15 protein-coding genes are annotated in these 16,525 nt (G+C 62.0%); 14 read left to right on the forward strand and 1 reads right to left on the reverse strand.

Annotated elements, in window-relative coordinates:
• The first annotated feature begins 32 nt into the window (after positions 1-32).
• The 5 genes from H6M51_RS10615 to H6M51_RS10635 all read left to right on the forward strand — a co-directional run bounded on the left by H6M51_RS10615 (position 33) and on the right by H6M51_RS10635 (position 5,532).
• Positions 33-1,238: a beta-ketoacyl-ACP synthase gene (locus tag H6M51_RS10615; RefSeq protein WP_185809826.1), complete on the forward strand. Its 1,206-nt coding sequence runs from the start codon at positions 33-35 to the stop codon at positions 1,236-1,238.
• A 13-nt stretch (positions 1,239-1,251) separates the two neighbouring features.
• Positions 1,252-2,541 (forward strand): beta-ketoacyl-ACP synthase, encoded by a 1,290-nt coding sequence (locus H6M51_RS10620; RefSeq protein WP_185809827.1) that lies wholly within the window; start codon positions 1,252-1,254, stop codon positions 2,539-2,541.
• Positions 2,542-2,600: 59 nt separating this feature from the next.
• On the forward strand, positions 2,601-3,629 hold the full coding sequence (locus tag H6M51_RS10625) for a zinc-binding dehydrogenase (protein WP_185809828.1): 1,029 nt from the start codon (positions 2,601-2,603) through the stop codon (positions 3,627-3,629).
• A gap of 10 nt (positions 3,630-3,639) precedes the next feature.
• Positions 3,640-4,563, forward strand: a complete 924-nt coding sequence (locus tag H6M51_RS10630) for a lipid A biosynthesis lauroyl acyltransferase (RefSeq protein ID WP_210314805.1) — start codon at positions 3,640-3,642, stop codon at positions 4,561-4,563.
• 237 nt (positions 4,564-4,800) lie between these two features.
• Entirely contained in the window at positions 4,801-5,532 is a 732-nt protein-coding gene (locus H6M51_RS10635; RefSeq protein WP_185809830.1) for a PAS domain-containing protein, read from the forward strand.
• Between the two features lie 41 nt (positions 5,533-5,573).
• Here H6M51_RS10635 and H6M51_RS10640 read toward each other — a convergent pair whose 3' ends face one another.
• Positions 5,574-6,089, reverse strand: coding sequence for a hemerythrin domain-containing protein (locus tag H6M51_RS10640; protein ID WP_185809831.1), 516 nt, complete (start codon positions 6,087-6,089; stop codon positions 5,574-5,576).
• Positions 6,090-6,367: 278 nt separating this feature from the next.
• Between H6M51_RS10640 and ccoN the strand changes: the two genes are divergently transcribed.
• The 9 genes from ccoN to gndA all read left to right on the forward strand — a co-directional run bounded on the left by ccoN (position 6,368) and on the right by gndA (position 16,011).
• Entirely contained in the window at positions 6,368-8,008 is a 1,641-nt protein-coding gene (gene ccoN / locus H6M51_RS10645; RefSeq protein ID WP_185809832.1) for a cytochrome-c oxidase, cbb3-type subunit I, read from the forward strand.
• Positions 8,009-8,019: 11 nt separating this feature from the next.
• Positions 8,020-8,751, forward strand: coding sequence for a cytochrome-c oxidase, cbb3-type subunit II (gene ccoO / locus H6M51_RS10650; RefSeq protein ID WP_185809833.1), 732 nt, complete (start codon positions 8,020-8,022; stop codon positions 8,749-8,751).
• Positions 8,752-8,761: 10 nt separating this feature from the next.
• Positions 8,762-8,914 carry a CcoQ/FixQ family Cbb3-type cytochrome c oxidase assembly chaperone gene (locus H6M51_RS10655; protein ID WP_006726187.1) on the forward strand — a complete coding sequence of 51 codons (153 nt, stop codon included), beginning with the start codon at positions 8,762-8,764 and terminating at the stop codon, positions 8,912-8,914.
• Positions 8,915-8,917: 3 nt separating this feature from the next.
• Positions 8,918-9,784, forward strand: coding sequence for a cytochrome-c oxidase, cbb3-type subunit III (gene ccoP, locus H6M51_RS10660; protein WP_185809834.1), 867 nt, complete (start codon positions 8,918-8,920; stop codon positions 9,782-9,784).
• A gap of 175 nt (positions 9,785-9,959) precedes the next feature.
• Positions 9,960-11,540, forward strand: coding sequence for a cytochrome c oxidase accessory protein CcoG (ccoG, locus tag H6M51_RS10665; protein ID WP_185809949.1), 1,581 nt, complete (start codon positions 9,960-9,962; stop codon positions 11,538-11,540).
• Positions 11,537-12,025: a FixH family protein gene (locus H6M51_RS10670; RefSeq protein ID WP_185809835.1), complete on the forward strand. Its 489-nt coding sequence runs from the start codon at positions 11,537-11,539 to the stop codon at positions 12,023-12,025. The genes ccoG and H6M51_RS10670 overlap by 4 nt, the downstream gene beginning before the upstream one ends.
• Positions 12,026-12,027: 2 nt before the next feature.
• Positions 12,028-14,337 carry a cation-translocating P-type ATPase gene (locus H6M51_RS10675; protein ID WP_246780472.1) on the forward strand — a complete coding sequence of 770 codons (2,310 nt, stop codon included), beginning with the start codon at positions 12,028-12,030 and terminating at the stop codon, positions 14,335-14,337.
• Positions 14,334-14,489 carry a cbb3-type cytochrome oxidase assembly protein CcoS gene (ccoS, locus tag H6M51_RS10680; RefSeq protein ID WP_185809836.1) on the forward strand — a complete coding sequence of 52 codons (156 nt, stop codon included), beginning with the start codon at positions 14,334-14,336 and terminating at the stop codon, positions 14,487-14,489. The genes H6M51_RS10675 and ccoS overlap by 4 nt, the downstream gene beginning before the upstream one ends.
• A gap of 100 nt (positions 14,490-14,589) precedes the next feature.
• A complete protein-coding gene (gndA, locus tag H6M51_RS10685; RefSeq protein ID WP_185809837.1) occupies positions 14,590-16,011 on the forward strand; it encodes an NADP-dependent phosphogluconate dehydrogenase in 1,422 nt (473 codons plus the stop codon).
• Positions 16,012-16,525: the final 514 nt, after the last annotated feature.

The raw sequence follows: 16,525 nt of genomic DNA on the forward strand, positions 1-16,525 counted from the left end.
CGTCGGTGAGCCTGCCGGCGAGAGGATTGCATATGGTCAAGAAACCGAATGATGTGGTGATCACCGGTGTGGGGATCGTCACCTGCCACGGCACCGGCAAGGACGCGCATGTCGCGCTGCTCTCGGCGAAGACTGCGCCGGAACCGGTACTGGAGACCGAGAAGTTCGCACCTTACGTCGTACACAAGCTGCCGGACATCGACTGGTCTCAGCAGATCGCAAAGCGTGGAGACCAGCGCCAGATGGAAAACTGGCAGCGCCTCGGCGTCTTCGCAGCCGGCCTTGCACTTGACGACGCCGGCATGAAGGACGATGCGGACGCCTGCGGGACCATGGACCTGATCGTGGCGGCCGGTGGTGGCGAGCGTGATATCGCCGTTGACAGCCTGATCGTCGACGAGGCTCTGAAGCGCAACGACCGTGAAAAATTCCTGATCGAGAAGCTCAAGACCGAGCTTCGCCCGACGCTCTTCCTGGCGCAGCTCTCCAACCTGCTCGCCGGCAATATCTCGATCGTCCACAAGGTCACCGGTTCCTCGCGCACCTTCATGGGCGAAGAGGCCGCCGGCATCTCGGCCATCGAAACGGCCTTTGCCCGTATCAAGGCCGGCCAGTCGACGCATACGCTCGTCGGTGGCGCCTTCGTGTCCGAACGTCCTGATATCCTGCTGCTGGTCGAGGGCATTCGCGCCCATCAGACCGGTCCCTGGCAGCCGCTCTGGTCGCGCGATGGTTCCTCGGGCGGTGGCATGATCCTCGGCACGGTCGGCGCCTTCCTGGTGCTCGAATCCCGCGAACATGCCGAGGCGCGTGGCGCGCATATCTATGCCGTGCTCGATGCCGTCGAAGGCGATCGCGGCAATCGCGACGAGGGCAAGCTGGAAGCGCGCCTGGCCCGCATGGTGCCGGAAGCCGCGTCCCTGTCTGCCGCCGATACCGTCGTCTTCTCGGGCGCGTCCGGTCTGGCCGAACTCACGCAGCGTGAGAAAGCTCACCTTGCGGAACGTTTCGCCGGCATGCCGGTGCGTGGTTATGCCGGCTCGATCGGTCACTCGGTCGAGGCACAGTTCCCGGCGGGTCTGGCACTTGCCGCCCTTGCGATCGATGCCGGTGCCTCAGTGCCGGCTTTCGATGCCGCGAGCGAAGCCGCGCAGGCTCATCCTGCCAAACATGCCATCATCTCCACCGTCGGCTATGTGCGGGGCGAAGGCCTTGCCGTGCTCTCGGCGAATGCGTGAGGAGGATAGATCCATGACCGACAGCCGTTTCAAGGATCATCTGGGCCGCCCGATCATCGCCGTCACCGGCATGGGTGTCATCACCTCGCTCGGCCAGGGGCTTTCCGACAACTGGTCGAAGCTGACCTCGGGCAAGTCCGGCATCCACTACATCAAGCGCTTCGACACAGAGGGCATGTCGACCCGCATCGGTGGCACGGTCGATTTCATCGCCGTGCCCGCCAATAATGCCGTCGAGCGCTCCTATGCGCTGGCCCGTGAAACGACCATCGAGGCACTGGCCCAGGCCGGCATCAATGGCGACTTCAACGGTCCGCTCTTCCTCGCCGCGCCGCCGGTCGAGCCGGAATGGCATGACCGCTTTGCGCTTGCCGAACGCGCGCCGGCCTCGACGCAGCCGGGCGATGCCTATGACCGCTTCCTGGCTGCGATGCGCGAAAAGCCGGACCCGGTCTTCCTCGAAGCTGTGCAGTTCGGTTCGATCTCCGAGCGTCTGTCCGACAAGTTCGGCACGCGTGGTCTTCCGGTGACGCTGTCGACGGCCTGCGCGTCCGGTGCCACCGCCATCCAGCTCGGCGTCGAGGCGATCCGCCAGGGCCGCACGGAGCGGGCGCTGACGGTTGCGACCGACGGCTCGATCAGCCCGGAGGCGGTCATCCGCTTCTCGTTGCTCTCGGCACTCTCGACCCAGAACGATCCGCCGGAAAAAGCGTCGAAGCCGTTCAGCAAGGAACGCGATGGTTTCGTCATCGCCGAAGGGGCGGCAACCCTGGTGCTGGAATCGCTCGAAGCAGCAGTTGCCCGTGGCGCCAAGGTGCTCGGCATCATCAAGGGCTGCGGCGAAAAGGCCGACCATTTCCACCGGACGCGCTCCTCGCCGGATGGCGGTCCTGCAATCGCAACCATCAAGGCAGCGCTTGCGGATGCCGGTCTCTCCGAAGGAGCCATCGGCTATATCAACGCCCATGGCACCTCGACGCCCGAGAACGACAAGATGGAATATGGCGCCATGCTGTCCGTCTTCGGCGACCGGCTGAAGGACGCCATTCCGTGCTCGTCGAACAAGTCGATGATCGGCCACACGCTGACGGCCGCCGGTGCAGTCGAAGCGGTGTTCTCGATCCAGACCATGCTGACCGGCACGCTGCCGCCGACCATCAACCACACCAATCCCGATCCCTCGATCGTGCTCGATGTGGTGCCGAACGTGAAGCGGGAGGCCTCCGTTTCGGCTGTGCTCTCGAACTCCTTCGGTTTTGGTGGTCAGAACGCCAGCCTTGTCATGACGCGGGAACCGGCGTAAGCGGCTCCGCAACATCGAACAGACCAGATTTGACGCCCATCGGGCGGGGATAAGAACTCATGCGCGCATTGCAACTCGTCGAAGACCGCAAGCTTGAAATCGTCGACCTGCCCGAGCCGGATGCACCGGGTCCGGGTGAGGTGACGCTGCGCGTCAAGGCGGTTGCGCTCAACCATATCGACGTCTGGGGCTGGCGCGGCATGGCGTTTGCCAAGCGCAAGATGCCGCTGGTCATCGGTGCGGAAGCCTCGGGCGTTGTCGAGGCGATCGGTCCCGGCGTCGGCAATATCCTGCCGGGTCAGCTGGCTGCCGTCTACGGCGCGCGCACCTGCGGTCTCTGCAAGCCCTGCCGTGAAGGCCGTGACAATCTCTGCGAAAACGTCTCCGGCGTGCACGGCTTCCACCTCGATGGCTTCGCGCAGGAAAAGATCAACCTGCCGGCTCGTCTGCTGGTGCCGGCACCTCCGGGCGTCGATGCTGTTGGTGCCGCTCTTGCTCCTGTCACCTTCGGCACCGTCGAGCACATGCTCTTCGACAATGCCAAGCTCGAGCCGGGCGAAACCATCCTCGTGCATGCGGGTGGTTCCGGCATCGGTACGGCGGCCATCCAGCTTGCCAAGAAGATCGGTTGCACCGTCATCACCACCGTCGGTTCCGACGACAAGATCGAGCCGGCCAAGGCGCTGGGTGCCGATCACGTCATCAACTACCGCACCGACCGCTTCGAAGGTGTGGTGCGCAAACTCACCAAGAAGAAGGGCGTCGACGTCGTCTTCGAACATGTCGGCAAGGATACCTGGGCAGGCTCGATGCTCTGCCTGAAGCGCGGGGGCCGTCTCGTCACCTGCGGTTCGACCTCTGGTGTCTCGACCGACATGAACCTGATGATGCTCTTCCAGCAGCAGCTCAAGCTGCTCGGCTCCTTCGGCTGCCGGATGGAAAACATGGCGAACGCCATGCAGAAGATGGCGCGCGGCATCGTGCATCCGGTCATCGACACCGAAGTGACCTTCGACGATATCGACCGGGCGCTTGCCCGGATGGAAGGTCGGCAGGTCTTCGGCAAGATCATCCTGAAGATGGACTGACCGCGTGCGGATGCTCGTCACCCGCATCGTTCTGGCGCTGCGCAAATTCTATCAGTGGTCCGTCGCCCAGGCGGCCTTCGGCTTCCTGACGGCCTTGAAGATCCTGCCGGCGGATGCCGCGATCAACTTTGCCGATCGGCTGATGCGCTGGGTCGGGCCGAAGACCCGGCGGCACCGGCTGATGCAGGTGAACCTGCGCAATGCTTTCCCGGAAAAGTCCGAGGCCGAGCGCGAAGAGATCGCTCTGGCGAGCTGGGGCCATATGGGCCGGCTTGCCGCCGAATATGTCTTTCTCGATCGTCTGTTCGACTTCGATCCGGAGAAACCGGGCGAGGGCAGGGTGGAAGTGTCCGGTGTCGAGCAGTTTCTCGACCTGCGCGACAATCCGCGGCCCTTCATCGTCTTTACCGGCCATACCGCGAATTTCGAGCTCCTGCCGGTCGCAGGTGCTGCCTTCGGGCTCTATGTCACGGTGCTCTTCCGGCCGCCGAACAATCCCTATATCGCCGAGAAGGTCTTCGAGTTCCGCCGTAAGCGCATGGGCAAGCTCGTGCCGTCGCATGCCGGCTCGTCCTTTGCGCTGGCGCGCCAGCTGGAGCAGGGCGGCGGTGTCGGCGTGCTGGTCGACCAGAAGTTCTGGAAGGGCGTCGAAACGCAGTTCTTCGGCCAGCCGGTCAAGACAAATCCGCTGCTCGCCAAGCTCACGCGGCAGTTCGACTGCGAAGTCTATCCAGCACGCTGCGTTCGCCTGCCCGGAAACCGTTTCCGCCTGGAGATCGAGCCGCGAATCACCATTCCCCGCAATGCCCGTGGCCAGGTGGACGTGGACGCCACCGCGCAGGTGTTGAACGACAAGGTCGAGGCCTGGGTGCGGCAGTATCCGGAGCAGTGGCTCTGGTATCACGACCGTTGGGCGATCAAGGACAAGATCTGATCGTCATTCGTTCAGTCATGATGACCTGACGATTCGCCGGGCCGCCGGAGGCTGCGCGCGAATTGCCCTTATCTTTCGGGGTTTCAGGACCTTCTTCGAAACATATCAAAGATATTTTTTGGGCTGCGCCGTAACCCGCTGCTCGTGCCGATTGAACGTGACGCAACCTCATGTTACCCACGCCGAAACTATGTGATTTGTCGGGTGATTTTGTCACAATCGAAGATGAGGTTGCGAATGTCTTTTGGCGAATTCCGTGATTCGAATCTGCGCGCAATGTTCGAAGCGGTTTCGTTGAAGAATCTCCAGTTGCAGCAGGCCATCCGCAATGGCGACGACCGTCTCGTACGGATGCTCGATCGGGAAATCGATCCGTTGATCACCAGCCTGATAAGCTATCGCGCGACGGATCTCGATGATGTCTATCTTCAGTTGCAGATCCTCACCAAGCTTCTGCGGGAGGACGCGGATGACGGGTCCTGCGTGCTGCGTCACGCGTCGATGCTGTCGCTGCTCGTCGAGCGGTATTTTGGTCCGAAACGGAACCAGCAAAGCCCGGCTGCCCATCTGTTCGGGGCACCAGAACCCCGCGATGGTGACGACGAACAGCTCAACGAGGTCATCCTCAACAATCTGCCCGAGCGCGTCGCCGTCGTCACGCGTGACTGCCGTTATCTGTTTGCCAACAAGGCCATGGCCTGCATGCTGGGCATGCGCCAGATCGAGGTCATCGGACGCAGTGTCTTTGACCTTGGCCTTGCCACCGGTTCACATGACTGGCTTCAGGATGCGCTGGATGCGGCGTTTTCGGGACGATCCGGATCCTTCGTCGCCCATCTTTCGGCGGCCACCGTATCGGGGGAGATGCCGGGACGTTTCAGTCCGCTTTGTGCAGCGGACGGCAGTATCAGCGGGGCGATTCTCACGCTCGGCGAGAGCGAGCCGGTTCTGGGTGGCGTCGCCGCGTGAGCGTTTATGCGCGCGCTGCGCGAGGCGAACAGGCTGTCGGATTATGTAGCCTGCAGTTCCTTGTCGGTAACACCCTGCAGGAGATGTTCGCGTTCAAACGCAATGTGACGGCGAATTCCCTCAAAGAAGCCGCGCAACATGTAGCCCACGGCCTCCATATTGACCCGGTCTCCTGAGCCGAGCTTCAGGAGCGCATCGGTCAATTCCTCCGCGAAGCACTCGTCCTCGCAATGCTCGAACTTCAGTCGCTCGAGGGTCGGACCAAGCGCGTCGGTTGCGTCCGGATTGGACTGCAGCTGCGGGAAGAGCACCGTTTCCTCGTAATGGTGGATGCCCTTGATCAGCGGGCCAAGCGCCTTGGCCGCATAAATGCATTTCTGCCTGTTGACGTTGGCCGGCAGTGAGTCGGCGATGTCTTCCAGTTCCTTGCAAAGGGCGAGTTGCTCGGTATGGGCACGATCAAGCCAGGCGAGGTCGCGCGTGCCGGCATCCAGCAGACGATTGCCCGTTCTGTCGCCGCCTGTGTCTCGTTTGCCGTCTCGAATGTTCGTCAGCATGTCCGCTTTCTCCAACGGGTGCTCCCTTCAGAGGGGCTCCCTCCGCTCCAAGACACGCGCAGCGGGCTCTGTACCCGACCAGCTCAAGCCTTGGTGCCTGAGGGCTCGCCATCCCGATTGCTGATTTGCAGCCTCGCCAATTTTGTCGGCAACCGCATTGACCTGGATCAAGGTGGATTGGAGCCCCCGGTGCGATTGGTGCATTCGACGCGGGAGGAATCTCCTCATCAGGCGAAGGCCCCCGCGAAGTGATCAGCAAGCGTTGGGGGATTCCAACAATGAACTACACGTTAGAGACACTGGTGATGGCGGTGCTCGCCTTCGCCGCGCTGCTCGGGGTGGCCTTCACCCAGGACAGCCTCTTTGCAGCCCATATGTGGGTTGCCTTCTTCGTGCTCACCGCGGGCACGATCGTCATGCTGCGCCGGATGCAGTTTGCTCCGTCTGCGGCATCCTCCCCCGCCTCCAAGCCCAAGGCGCCGCCGTCGGAATATTTCGACGAGGTCGTCCGTTATGGTGTCATCGCGACCGTCTTCTGGGGCGTCGTCGGCTTCCTCGTCGGTGTGGTCGTGGCTTTGCAGCTCGCCTATCCCGATCTCAACATCGAGCCCTGGCTGAACTTCGGGCGTCTGCGTCCGCTGCATACATCCGCCGTCATCTTCGCCTTCGGCGGCAATGCGCTGCTGGCGACCTCGTTCTACGTGGTCCAGCGCACCTCGCGCCAGCGCCTGTTCGGCGGCAATCTCGCCTGGTTCGTGTTCTGGGGCTACCAGTTCTTCATCGTCATGGCGGCTACCGGCTATCTCCTGGGCATCACCCAGGGTAAGGAATATGCCGAACCGGAATGGTATGTCGATCTGTGGCTGACCGTTGTCTGGGTGGCCTATCTGATCACCTTCATGGGCACGATCATGACCCGGAAGGAGAGCCACATCTATGTGGCCAACTGGTTCTACCTGTCCTTCATCATCACCATCGCGATGCTGCACATCGTCAACAATCTGGCGATCCCGGTCTCCTTCCTCGGCACCAAGAGCTACTCCGCTTTCGCCGGTGTCCAGGACGCGCTGACCCAGTGGTGGTACGGTCATAACGCCGTCGGCTTCTTCCTGACTGCAGGCTTTCTCGGCATGATGTACTATTTCGTGCCAAAGCAGGCCGGTCGTCCTGTCTATTCCTACCGCCTGTCGATCATCCACTTCTGGGCCCTGATCTTCATGTATATCTGGGCCGGCCCGCACCACCTGCACTATACGGCTCTGCCCGACTGGGCGCAGACGCTCGGCATGGTGTTCTCGGTTATGCTGTGGATGCCGTCCTGGGGTGGCATGATCAACGGTCTGATGACGCTTTCGGGCGCCTGGGACAAGATCCGCACCGACCCGATCATCCGCATGATGGTCATCGCCATCGCCTTCTACGGCATGTCGACCTTCGAAGGGCCGATGATGTCGATCAAGGCCGTAAACTCGCTCAGCCACTACACCGAATGGACCATCGGTCACGTTCACTCGGGCGCTCTCGGCTGGGTCGGCATGATCTCCTTCGGCGCGATCTACTACCTGACGCCGAAGCTGTGGAACCGCAACCGCCTCTACTCGCTGCGCCTGGTCAACTGGCACTTCTGGCTCGCCACGCTCGGTATCGTGGTCTACGCTGCCGTGCTCTGGGTTGCCGGTATCCAGCAGGGTCTGATGTGGCGCGAATATGATGCCCAGGGCTTCCTGGTCTACTCGTTCGCCGAGTCCGTCGCTGCCATGTTCCCCTACTATGTCCTGCGTGCCGTCGGCGGTGCCATGTACCTCGCAGGCAGCGTGATCATGGCCTACAACATCCTGATGACCATCCTCGGCTACGAGCGCCAGGAAGCCCCGATCCCCGGATCGGTCGCACCTGCTGCCCTGCAGCCGGCTGAATGAGGAGGGCTCCCATGTCCATTCTTGATAAACACGCAATCCTCGAGAAGAACACGAGCCTTCTCTTCCTCGGTTCGCTCCTGGTGGTCACCATCGGCGGCATCGTCGAGATCGCTCCGCTCTTCTACCTCGAGAACACCATCGAAAAGGTGGAGGGCATGCGTCCCTACTCGCCGCTCGAACTGGCCGGTCGCAACATCTATATCCGTGAAGGCTGCTATGTCTGTCACAGCCAGATGATCCGCCCGTTTAAGGACGAGGTCGAGCGCTACGGTCACTATTCGCTGGCGGCGGAGTCGATGTACGACCATCCGTTCCAGTGGGGATCGAAGCGTACGGGTCCGGATCTCGCCCGCGTCGGCGACCGCTATTCGAACGAATGGCACGTCCAGCACCTGACCGAACCGCGCGATGTCGTGCCGGAATCGATCATGCCGAGCTACTCGTATCTGAAGACGACGCCGCTCAAGGTCGCGAACGTCACCATGGATCTCAAGGCCAATAGCCTTGTCGGCGTTCCCTATACCGAGGACATGCTGGCGCAGGCGGAAGCCGACCTGGTCGCCCAGGCCGATCCGAACGCCGATACCTCGGGTCTTCTGGAGCGCTATCCGAAGGCCAAGGTCGGTGACTTCGACGGCGATCCGACGAAGCTCACCGAGATGGACGCACTCGTCGCCTATCTGCAGATGCTCGGCACGCTCGTCGACTTCTCCACCTACGACGACGCAAGCGGTTACCGCTGAGGAGGGCGCCATGGAAACCTATACCGCCATGCGCCACTTCGCCGACAGCTGGGCTCTGCTCGCCATGACCCTGTTCTTCGTCGGCGTCGTGCTCTTCACATTCCGCCCGGGCGGCAAGAAGCCTGCCGACGACGCGGCCAGCATCCCTCTCAAGGAGGATTGAACAATGGCAGACAAGAAACACATCGACGAGATCAGCGGCGTCGAGACCACCGGCCATGAGTGGGACGGCATTCGCGAGCTGAATAACCCGATGCCGCGCTGGTGGGTCTATACCTTCTACGCGACCATCGTCTGGGCGATCGGCTACACGATCATGTATCCGGCCTGGCCTTTGCTGACGGACAGCACCAAGGGGCTGCTCGGCTATTCCAGCCGTGCGGAAGTCGCAGCTGAGCTGACGGCGGCGAAATCCGCCCAGTCGGTCTATCTCGACAAGATCGCAGCCTTGCCGCTCGACCAGATTGTCGCCGACAAGGAACTGACCCAGTTTGCCGTTGCCGGCGGTGCCGCTGCCTTCAAGGTCAACTGCTCGCCCTGCCACGGTTCGGGTGCCGCCGGCGGTGCCGGCTATCCCAACCTCAACGACGACGACTGGCTCTGGGGTGGAGACCTCGAAGCGATCCACACCACGATCGCCCACGGTATCCGCTACGATAAGGATCCGGAGACCCGCGTTTCGGAAATGCCGGCCTTTGCCGACATTCTCGACGCCGAGCAGATCAAGCAGGCGGCTGCCTATGTCGTCAGCCTGACCGGGACACCGCTCGATCCCTCCATGGTCGAACCCGGCAAGCAGGTCTTTGCGGACAACTGCGCATCCTGCCACGGGGAAGATGCCAAGGGTAATCGCGACTTCGGCGCGCCGAACCTCGCCGATGCCATCTGGTTGAAGGTGGATGGCGAGGCGCAGATCGCGGCGCAGATCCGGCAACCGCGTCACGGCGCGATGCCCGGCTGGGCTGCCCGTCTCGGCGATACCACCGTCAAGCAGCTGACTGTATACGTGCATCAGCTGGGCGGCGGCGAATAACCTCTCCTTCCTCCCAGACTCTGGGCTGCATCTTTTGATGCGGCCCATTTTTTTGTTTTGATATCAAAAATCCTATGTATTGCGACGCTTCGCCGCTGCTTGACTTAAGTCAAGGCGGGCTGGCGCCCGAGATGGGACAAGGCGAGCATCAGCAGAAGGTTTTCGTCCCATGAACATGCATGCCGATCAGACCCGTGCCGCCGAGGCGCCTGAGATCGAGAGACTCGATGCCGAAGCGGTCATGTCGGCCAAGAAGCGCGGACCGCTCTATGAGGCCCGCAAGAAGATCTTTCCAAAACGCGCCGAAGGCAGTTTCCGCCGTTTCAAGTGGATCGTCATGGCGGTCACGCTCGGCATCTATTACCTGACGCCCTGGCTGCGCTGGGATCGTGGTGCGTTCGCACCCGATCAGGCGGTTCTGATCGACATTGCCCATCGGCGCTTCTATTTCTTCTTCATCGAGATCTGGCCTCAGGAATTCTTCTTTGTCGCGGGCCTGCTGGTCATGGCTGGCTTCGGTCTTTTCCTAATTACCTCAGCCGTTGGTCGCGCCTGGTGCGGCTATACCTGTCCACAGACCGTATGGGTCGATCTTTTCCTCGTGGTGGAGCGTTTCATCGAAGGCGATCGCAATGCGCGGATCAAGCTCGAATCGGCCCCTTGGACCTTCGACAAGATCTGGAAGCGTGTCACCAAACACGCGACCTGGATCCTGATCGGCGTGCTCACAGGCGGCGCCTGGATCTTCTACTTCGACGATGCGCCGTCGCTGGCCATGGATTTCCTCACCGGCAATGCCGCGCCCGTCGCCTACATGACCGTCGCCATTCTGACAGCCACGACTTACGTCTTCGGCGGTCTGATGCGCGAGCAGGTCTGCATCTACATGTGCCCCTGGCCGCGCATTCAGGCCGCCATGCTCGACGAGAATTCTCTGGTTGTCACCTATAACGACTGGCGCGGCGAGCCTCGCACCCGGCACGCCAAGAAGGCGATCGCCGCCGGTGAGCCGGTCGGTGACTGCGTCGACTGCAATGCCTGCGTCGCCGTCTGTCCGATGGGCATCGATATCCGTGATGGCCAGCAACTTGAATGTATCACCTGCGCGCTCTGCATCGATGCCTGTGACGGCGTCATGGACAAGATCGGCAAGCCGCGCGGCCTGATCGCCTATGCGACGCTCGATGAATATCAGTCGAACATGGCGCTCGCCACGAATGGCGGGACCTGCAGCATCGACCCCGCCAAGGTGCGCAACGCCGATGGCAGCTTCTCCGACAAGATCCGCCATTTCGACTGGCGCGTGATCTTTCGTGCGCGCACGCTGCTTTACATGGGTGTCTGGACTGCCGTGGGGCTGGCTATGCTCGTTGCCTTGCTCGGACGCGATCGGCTGGAGGTCAACGTTCTGCATGACCGCAATCCGCAATTCGTCCTCGAATCGGATGGGTCGATCCGCAACGGCTATACCGTGCGCATCCTCAACATGATCGCAGCACCACGCGAGATCGAGGTGTCGCTCGATGGCCTGCCGGACGCCACGATGAAGATCAACGGCATCAACCAGCCTCCGGCTCGGACGTTCACCGTGTCCGTGGAGCCGGATGAGGCCACGACACTGAAGGTCTTCGTGACACTCGCCGGTGACAAGGTCACCGACGACAACCAGGACTTCCAGTTCATCGCGAAGGATACCGGCAGTGATGAGCGGGACGTCTATGATGCAGTCTTCATGGGTCCGGGAGCAAAGAAATGACCACCGACACAAGGAAAGCCTTCACCTTCACCGGCTGGCATATGCTGGCGATCATGCTCGCCTTCTTCGGCACGATCATCACCGTGAACTTCACCATGGCCTATTTCGCGACGTCGACCTGGAGTGGTCTGGTGGTGAAGAACACCTATGTCGCCAGCCAGGAGTTCAACGGCAAAACGGCAGCGATCAAGGAAATGCTGGCGACGGGGATCGCCGGCGAGCTCTCTGTCGATGCCAAGGGCCTTCGCTACCGGCTGACATTGCCGAACAATGTGCCTGTCGTTGCCGACAGCGTGCTTGCGCATTTCAAGCGCCCGGTGGGCGAACATCAGGATTTTGAACTGGTGATGACCCCTGCCGGTGATGGTCTGTACCTCGCTGAAACGGCGGTCCTTCCCGGCAGCTGGATCGTCGAAATCAAGGCCACCAAGGACGGCAAGATGATCATGCACGAGGCGAAGCGGATCACCGTTTCGGGAGAATGACGATGAGTTGTTGTGCAGCAGGCACCGAAGGCGCCCTCGACATGGAGCGGGCAGGGGTCTCGCTCCCATCGGCGGAGGAGCTGAAACTCTCGAGCCGTGCGGTCGGGCCGGGCCTCTGGCAGGTCGACATGAGTGTGCCGGCCGTGCATTGCGGCACCTGCATCACGACTGTCGAGGGTGTGCTGAAGGCACTTCCGGAAGTGGAGCGCGCGCGGGTCAACCTTTCGACGAAGCGTGTCTCGGTCGTCTGGAAGGACGTGGTCGACGGTGTCGAGACCGATCCCGTCAACCTTGCCCGCGCCATTGCCTCGACCGGCTACTCAGCGCATCTCTTCACCGCAGCGGAAGAAGCATCAGACGCGCTGCGCAACCAGCTTATCCGGGCCGTTGCCGTTTCCGGTTTTGCCGCCACCAACATCATGCTGCTCTCGGTCTCCGTCTGGTCGGGGGCGGACGCTTCGACGCGCGATCTCTTCCACTGGATCTCAGCGATGATCGCCGCACCGGCGCTCATCTATGCCGGCCGGTTCTTCTACGAATCGGCCTGGAACGCGCTGAAACACGGTCGTACCAACATGGATGTGCCGATCGCGATCGGCATCACGCTCTCCTATTTCGCCTCGCTCTGGGAGACCATCCATCACGGTGAACACGCCTATTTCGATGCGACCGCCTCGCTTCTCTTCTTCCTCCTGATCGGCCGCACGCTGGACCACATCATGCGGGATCGGGCGCGCTCCGCGATCAGCGGGCTTGCCCGCCTCAATCCGCGCGGCGCCATGGTCATTTCTGAAGACGGCTTGCGAGAATATCGCGCCGTCGACGAAATCCGCGTTGGCGATCAGGTTGCGATTTCCGCCGGCGACCGCATACCGGTCGATGGTCTCGTCGTATCCGGTGAAAGCGATCTCGACATGTCGATCGTCAATGGCGAAAGCGCGCCGGTTTCGGTCCGCCCGGGATCGGAAGTCCAGGCCGGGACGCTCAGCCTCACGGGCTCGCTCACCATCCGTGCGACAGCGACCGCCCAGAACTCGTTCCTCTCCGAAATCATCCACCTGATGGAAGCCGCCGAAGGGGGCAGGGCGCGCTATCGCCGCATCGCCGATCGCGCCGCACAGTATTATTCGCCGGCCGTCCATCTTCTCGCGATCACCTCCTTCGTCGCCTGGGGGCTCTACGACGGCGACTGGAAACACGCGATGATGGTCGCGATTGCGGTTCTCATCATCACTTGCCCCTGTGCTCTCGGTCTTGCCGTGCCTGTCGTCCAGGTCGTTGCCGCCGGTCGCCTGTTCAAGGCGGGTGTCATGGTCAAGGACGGTTCCGCCATGGAGCGGCTTGCCGAGATCGAGGCGGTTGCCTTCGACAAGACCGGCACGCTGACACTCGGTCGTCCGCGCCTTGTCGATGCCGCACGCCTGGAGCCCGTCTCCTTTGCCGTCGCTGCGGGACTTGCCGCCAATTCCCGCCATCCGCTGTCGCGGGCGCTTTGGGCCGCCTATGGTGGCCAGCCTCGCGCTTTCGATAGCGTCCGGGAAGTGCCCGGCGCGGGTGTCGAGGCGGAAACGGGAGAGGGCGTCTGGCGCCTCGGCAACCGGCGATTCGCCTGCCCCGCCCAGGCTGGCGGGGCCGACGACAAGCCCTATTCCGAAGTCGTTCTCTCGCTCGATGGCACCGAACGCGCCACATTCCTGTTCGAGGATACGCTGCGACCGCGCGCACGCGCCTCGATCGCTAGCCTGCGTCAGGCGGGTCTCGACCTCGGCATCCTCTCGGGCGACCGCGCCCCTGTCGTTGCGAAGGTCGCCACCGACATCGGGATCGAGAATTGGCGGGCGGGCCTCAGCCCCCGCGACAAGGCTCAAGCCTGTGCCGAGGCGTCCGCTCGGGGGCATCGTGTGCTGATGGTCGGCGACGGAATCAATGATGCACCGGCGCTTTCGGCCGCGCATGTCTCGATGGCGCCGGCCACCGCCGCCGATGTCGGACGTCAGGCCGCCGACTTCGTCTTCATGCGCGACGGGCTCGAAGCCGTGCCCTTCGCGATCGAGGCCTCGCGTCGCGCCGGGCGTCTCATTCGCGAAAACTTCGCGCTCGCCATCGGCTATAACGTCATCGCCGTCCCGATCGCGCTTCTCGGTTACGCCACACCGCTGATCGCCGCCGTCGCCATGTCGACATCGTCCATCATTGTCGTCGCCAACGCGCTCAGGCTCAACCGGCTGTCGCTCGATGAACGGACGCTCTCGGAACGCCCGGCACCAGGTCTCTCGACGACTGCCTCCGACGAAGCGAGGATCGCCGCATGAACATGTTGATTTTCCTCATTCCGATCGCGCTCTTCCTCGGCGGGCTTGGCCTCTTCGCCTTTCTCTGGTCGCTCAAAAGTGGTCAGTACGAAGACCTCGATGGCGCGGCTTGGCGGGCGATTACCGAGGATGAAGACCATCCCGCACGGTGAGACAGTCTGTTGACCAGTTGATAAAGATTTTTGCTTGCCGCACCGCACCCATGATGCGACAAAGCGGCCTCCTAATCGATTTACATGCGGAGGTCTTGTCGTGCAGCAAGCGGAAATCGGACTGATCGGTCTTGGAGTCATGGGCTCCAATCTGGCGCTCAACATTGCCGAGAAGGGCAATCGCATCGCGGTCTTCAACCGCACGCCGGCGCGCACGGACGAATTCCTCGGCGAAGCCGGTGATCTCGCCGACCGCATCATCGGCTGCCATACGATCGAAGAGTTTGTTGCTGCGATCCGTCCGCCCCGCCCGATCATCATCATGATCAAGGCTGGCGACGCCGTCGATCAGCAGATGGCAGCACTTCTGCCGCATCTTTCCAAGAACGACATCATGATCGATGCCGGCAACGCCAATTTCCGCGATACAGTCGCACGCTTCGAACGGCTCGCCGGGACCGACGTCACTTTCATCGGCATGGGTGTGTCCGGTGGTGAGGAAGGCGCCCGCCACGGACCCTCGATCATGGTCGGCGGCACCGAGGAGAGCTGGAAGCGCGTCGAGCCTGTCCTGACCTCGATTGCCGCCAAGTTCAACGGCGATCCTTGCGTTGCCTGGCTCGGAACCGATGGCGCCGGCCACTTCGTCAAGACGATCCATAACGGCATCGAATATGCCGACATGCAGATGATCGCAGAAATCTACGGCATCCTGCGCGACGGCCTGAAGATGTCGGCCGCCGAGATCGGCGAGATCTTCGGTCGGTGGAACAAGGGCCGCCTGAATTCCTATCTCATCGAGATCACCGAGAAGGTCCTGAAGGCCACCGATCCGGAAACCGGAAAGCCGATGGTCGACGTGATCGTCGATTCCGCCGGTCAGAAGGGGACTGGCAAGTGGTCGGCCATCGAGGCGCAGAACCTCGCGGTCGCCGCCTCCGGCATCGAGGCGGCTGTCTCCGGTCGTGTCCTTTCCTCGCTGCGCGAAGAGCGCATCGCGGCCGAAAAGCTCTTCGGCCTGCCGGCGCTGGCGGAGGCTCCCAAGGACAAGGCCGCTTTCATCGCCGATCTCGAAAACGCGCTCCTCGCCGCCAAGATCGCCGCCTATGCTCAGGGCTTTGCCGTCATGTCCTCGGCCTCGGAAGAATTCCACTGGGCGCTCCCGATGCCGACGATCGCCAAGATCTGGCGTGCCGGCTGCATCATCCGCTCGCAGTTCCTCGACGAGATCACCTCGGCCTTCACCAAGGATCCGAATGTGCCGAACCTCGTTGTGACGCCGGCCTTCGCGGAGATGGTCAAGGAAACGGATGGGGCGCTGCGCCGCGTCGTTGCCCATGCCGTTCTGTCCGGCCTGCCGGTTCCGGCGCTGGCATCTGCGCTTTCCTACTTCGACACCTATCGTCGCGGCCGGGGTACGGCGAACCTTATCCAGGCGCAGCGCGACTTCTTCGGGGCCCATGGCTTCGACCGTCTCGACGGCAAGGACATCCATCACGGCCCCTGGGCGGGCCAGTTCTGATTCGGTCCTTCGCGACAAGTCATCTGCTCGTGGCCCGGTATCGGATGATGTCGGGCCTTTTTCGTCGCAGATCTGCCGTGACGGACATGCACAAGCTTCTTGGCACCAGGGCGGGCGGCTGCACGGACATCTTGTTGCTTCTCCGCGGCCGCCGCCCGAATTGCGCTGGATCCCGTTGTCGGGCTGCTGATCCGCGATCAACCATTGCCACGGATGATCCTGATTTCACATAAAGAGCGTCCCTGGTGCGAGGCGGTCGCACCGGACTGGAGCGCGCCTTCAGATGATCCGACGTGATCGTCTGGAAATTGTCCTGTGAATAGTGATTCAACGCATGCAGATTGGTTAAATTCTGACCTATTCGTTTACCATTGGATTAACGCCTGTCGCCTAGCCTCCCGCTGCGGTTAATGAATCCGTTCCAATTTCAGGCGTGTCCTAATGGTCTCTATTAGCTTTTCAACACTCGCTCTCGGCGCTTTCGCCCTTCTGTCTGTCTTCGCTGCATTGTATG

It is taken from the genome of Rhizobium sp. AQ_MP (assembly GCF_014237835.1).
Taxonomy (GTDB): Bacteria; Pseudomonadota; Alphaproteobacteria; order Rhizobiales; family Rhizobiaceae; genus Allorhizobium.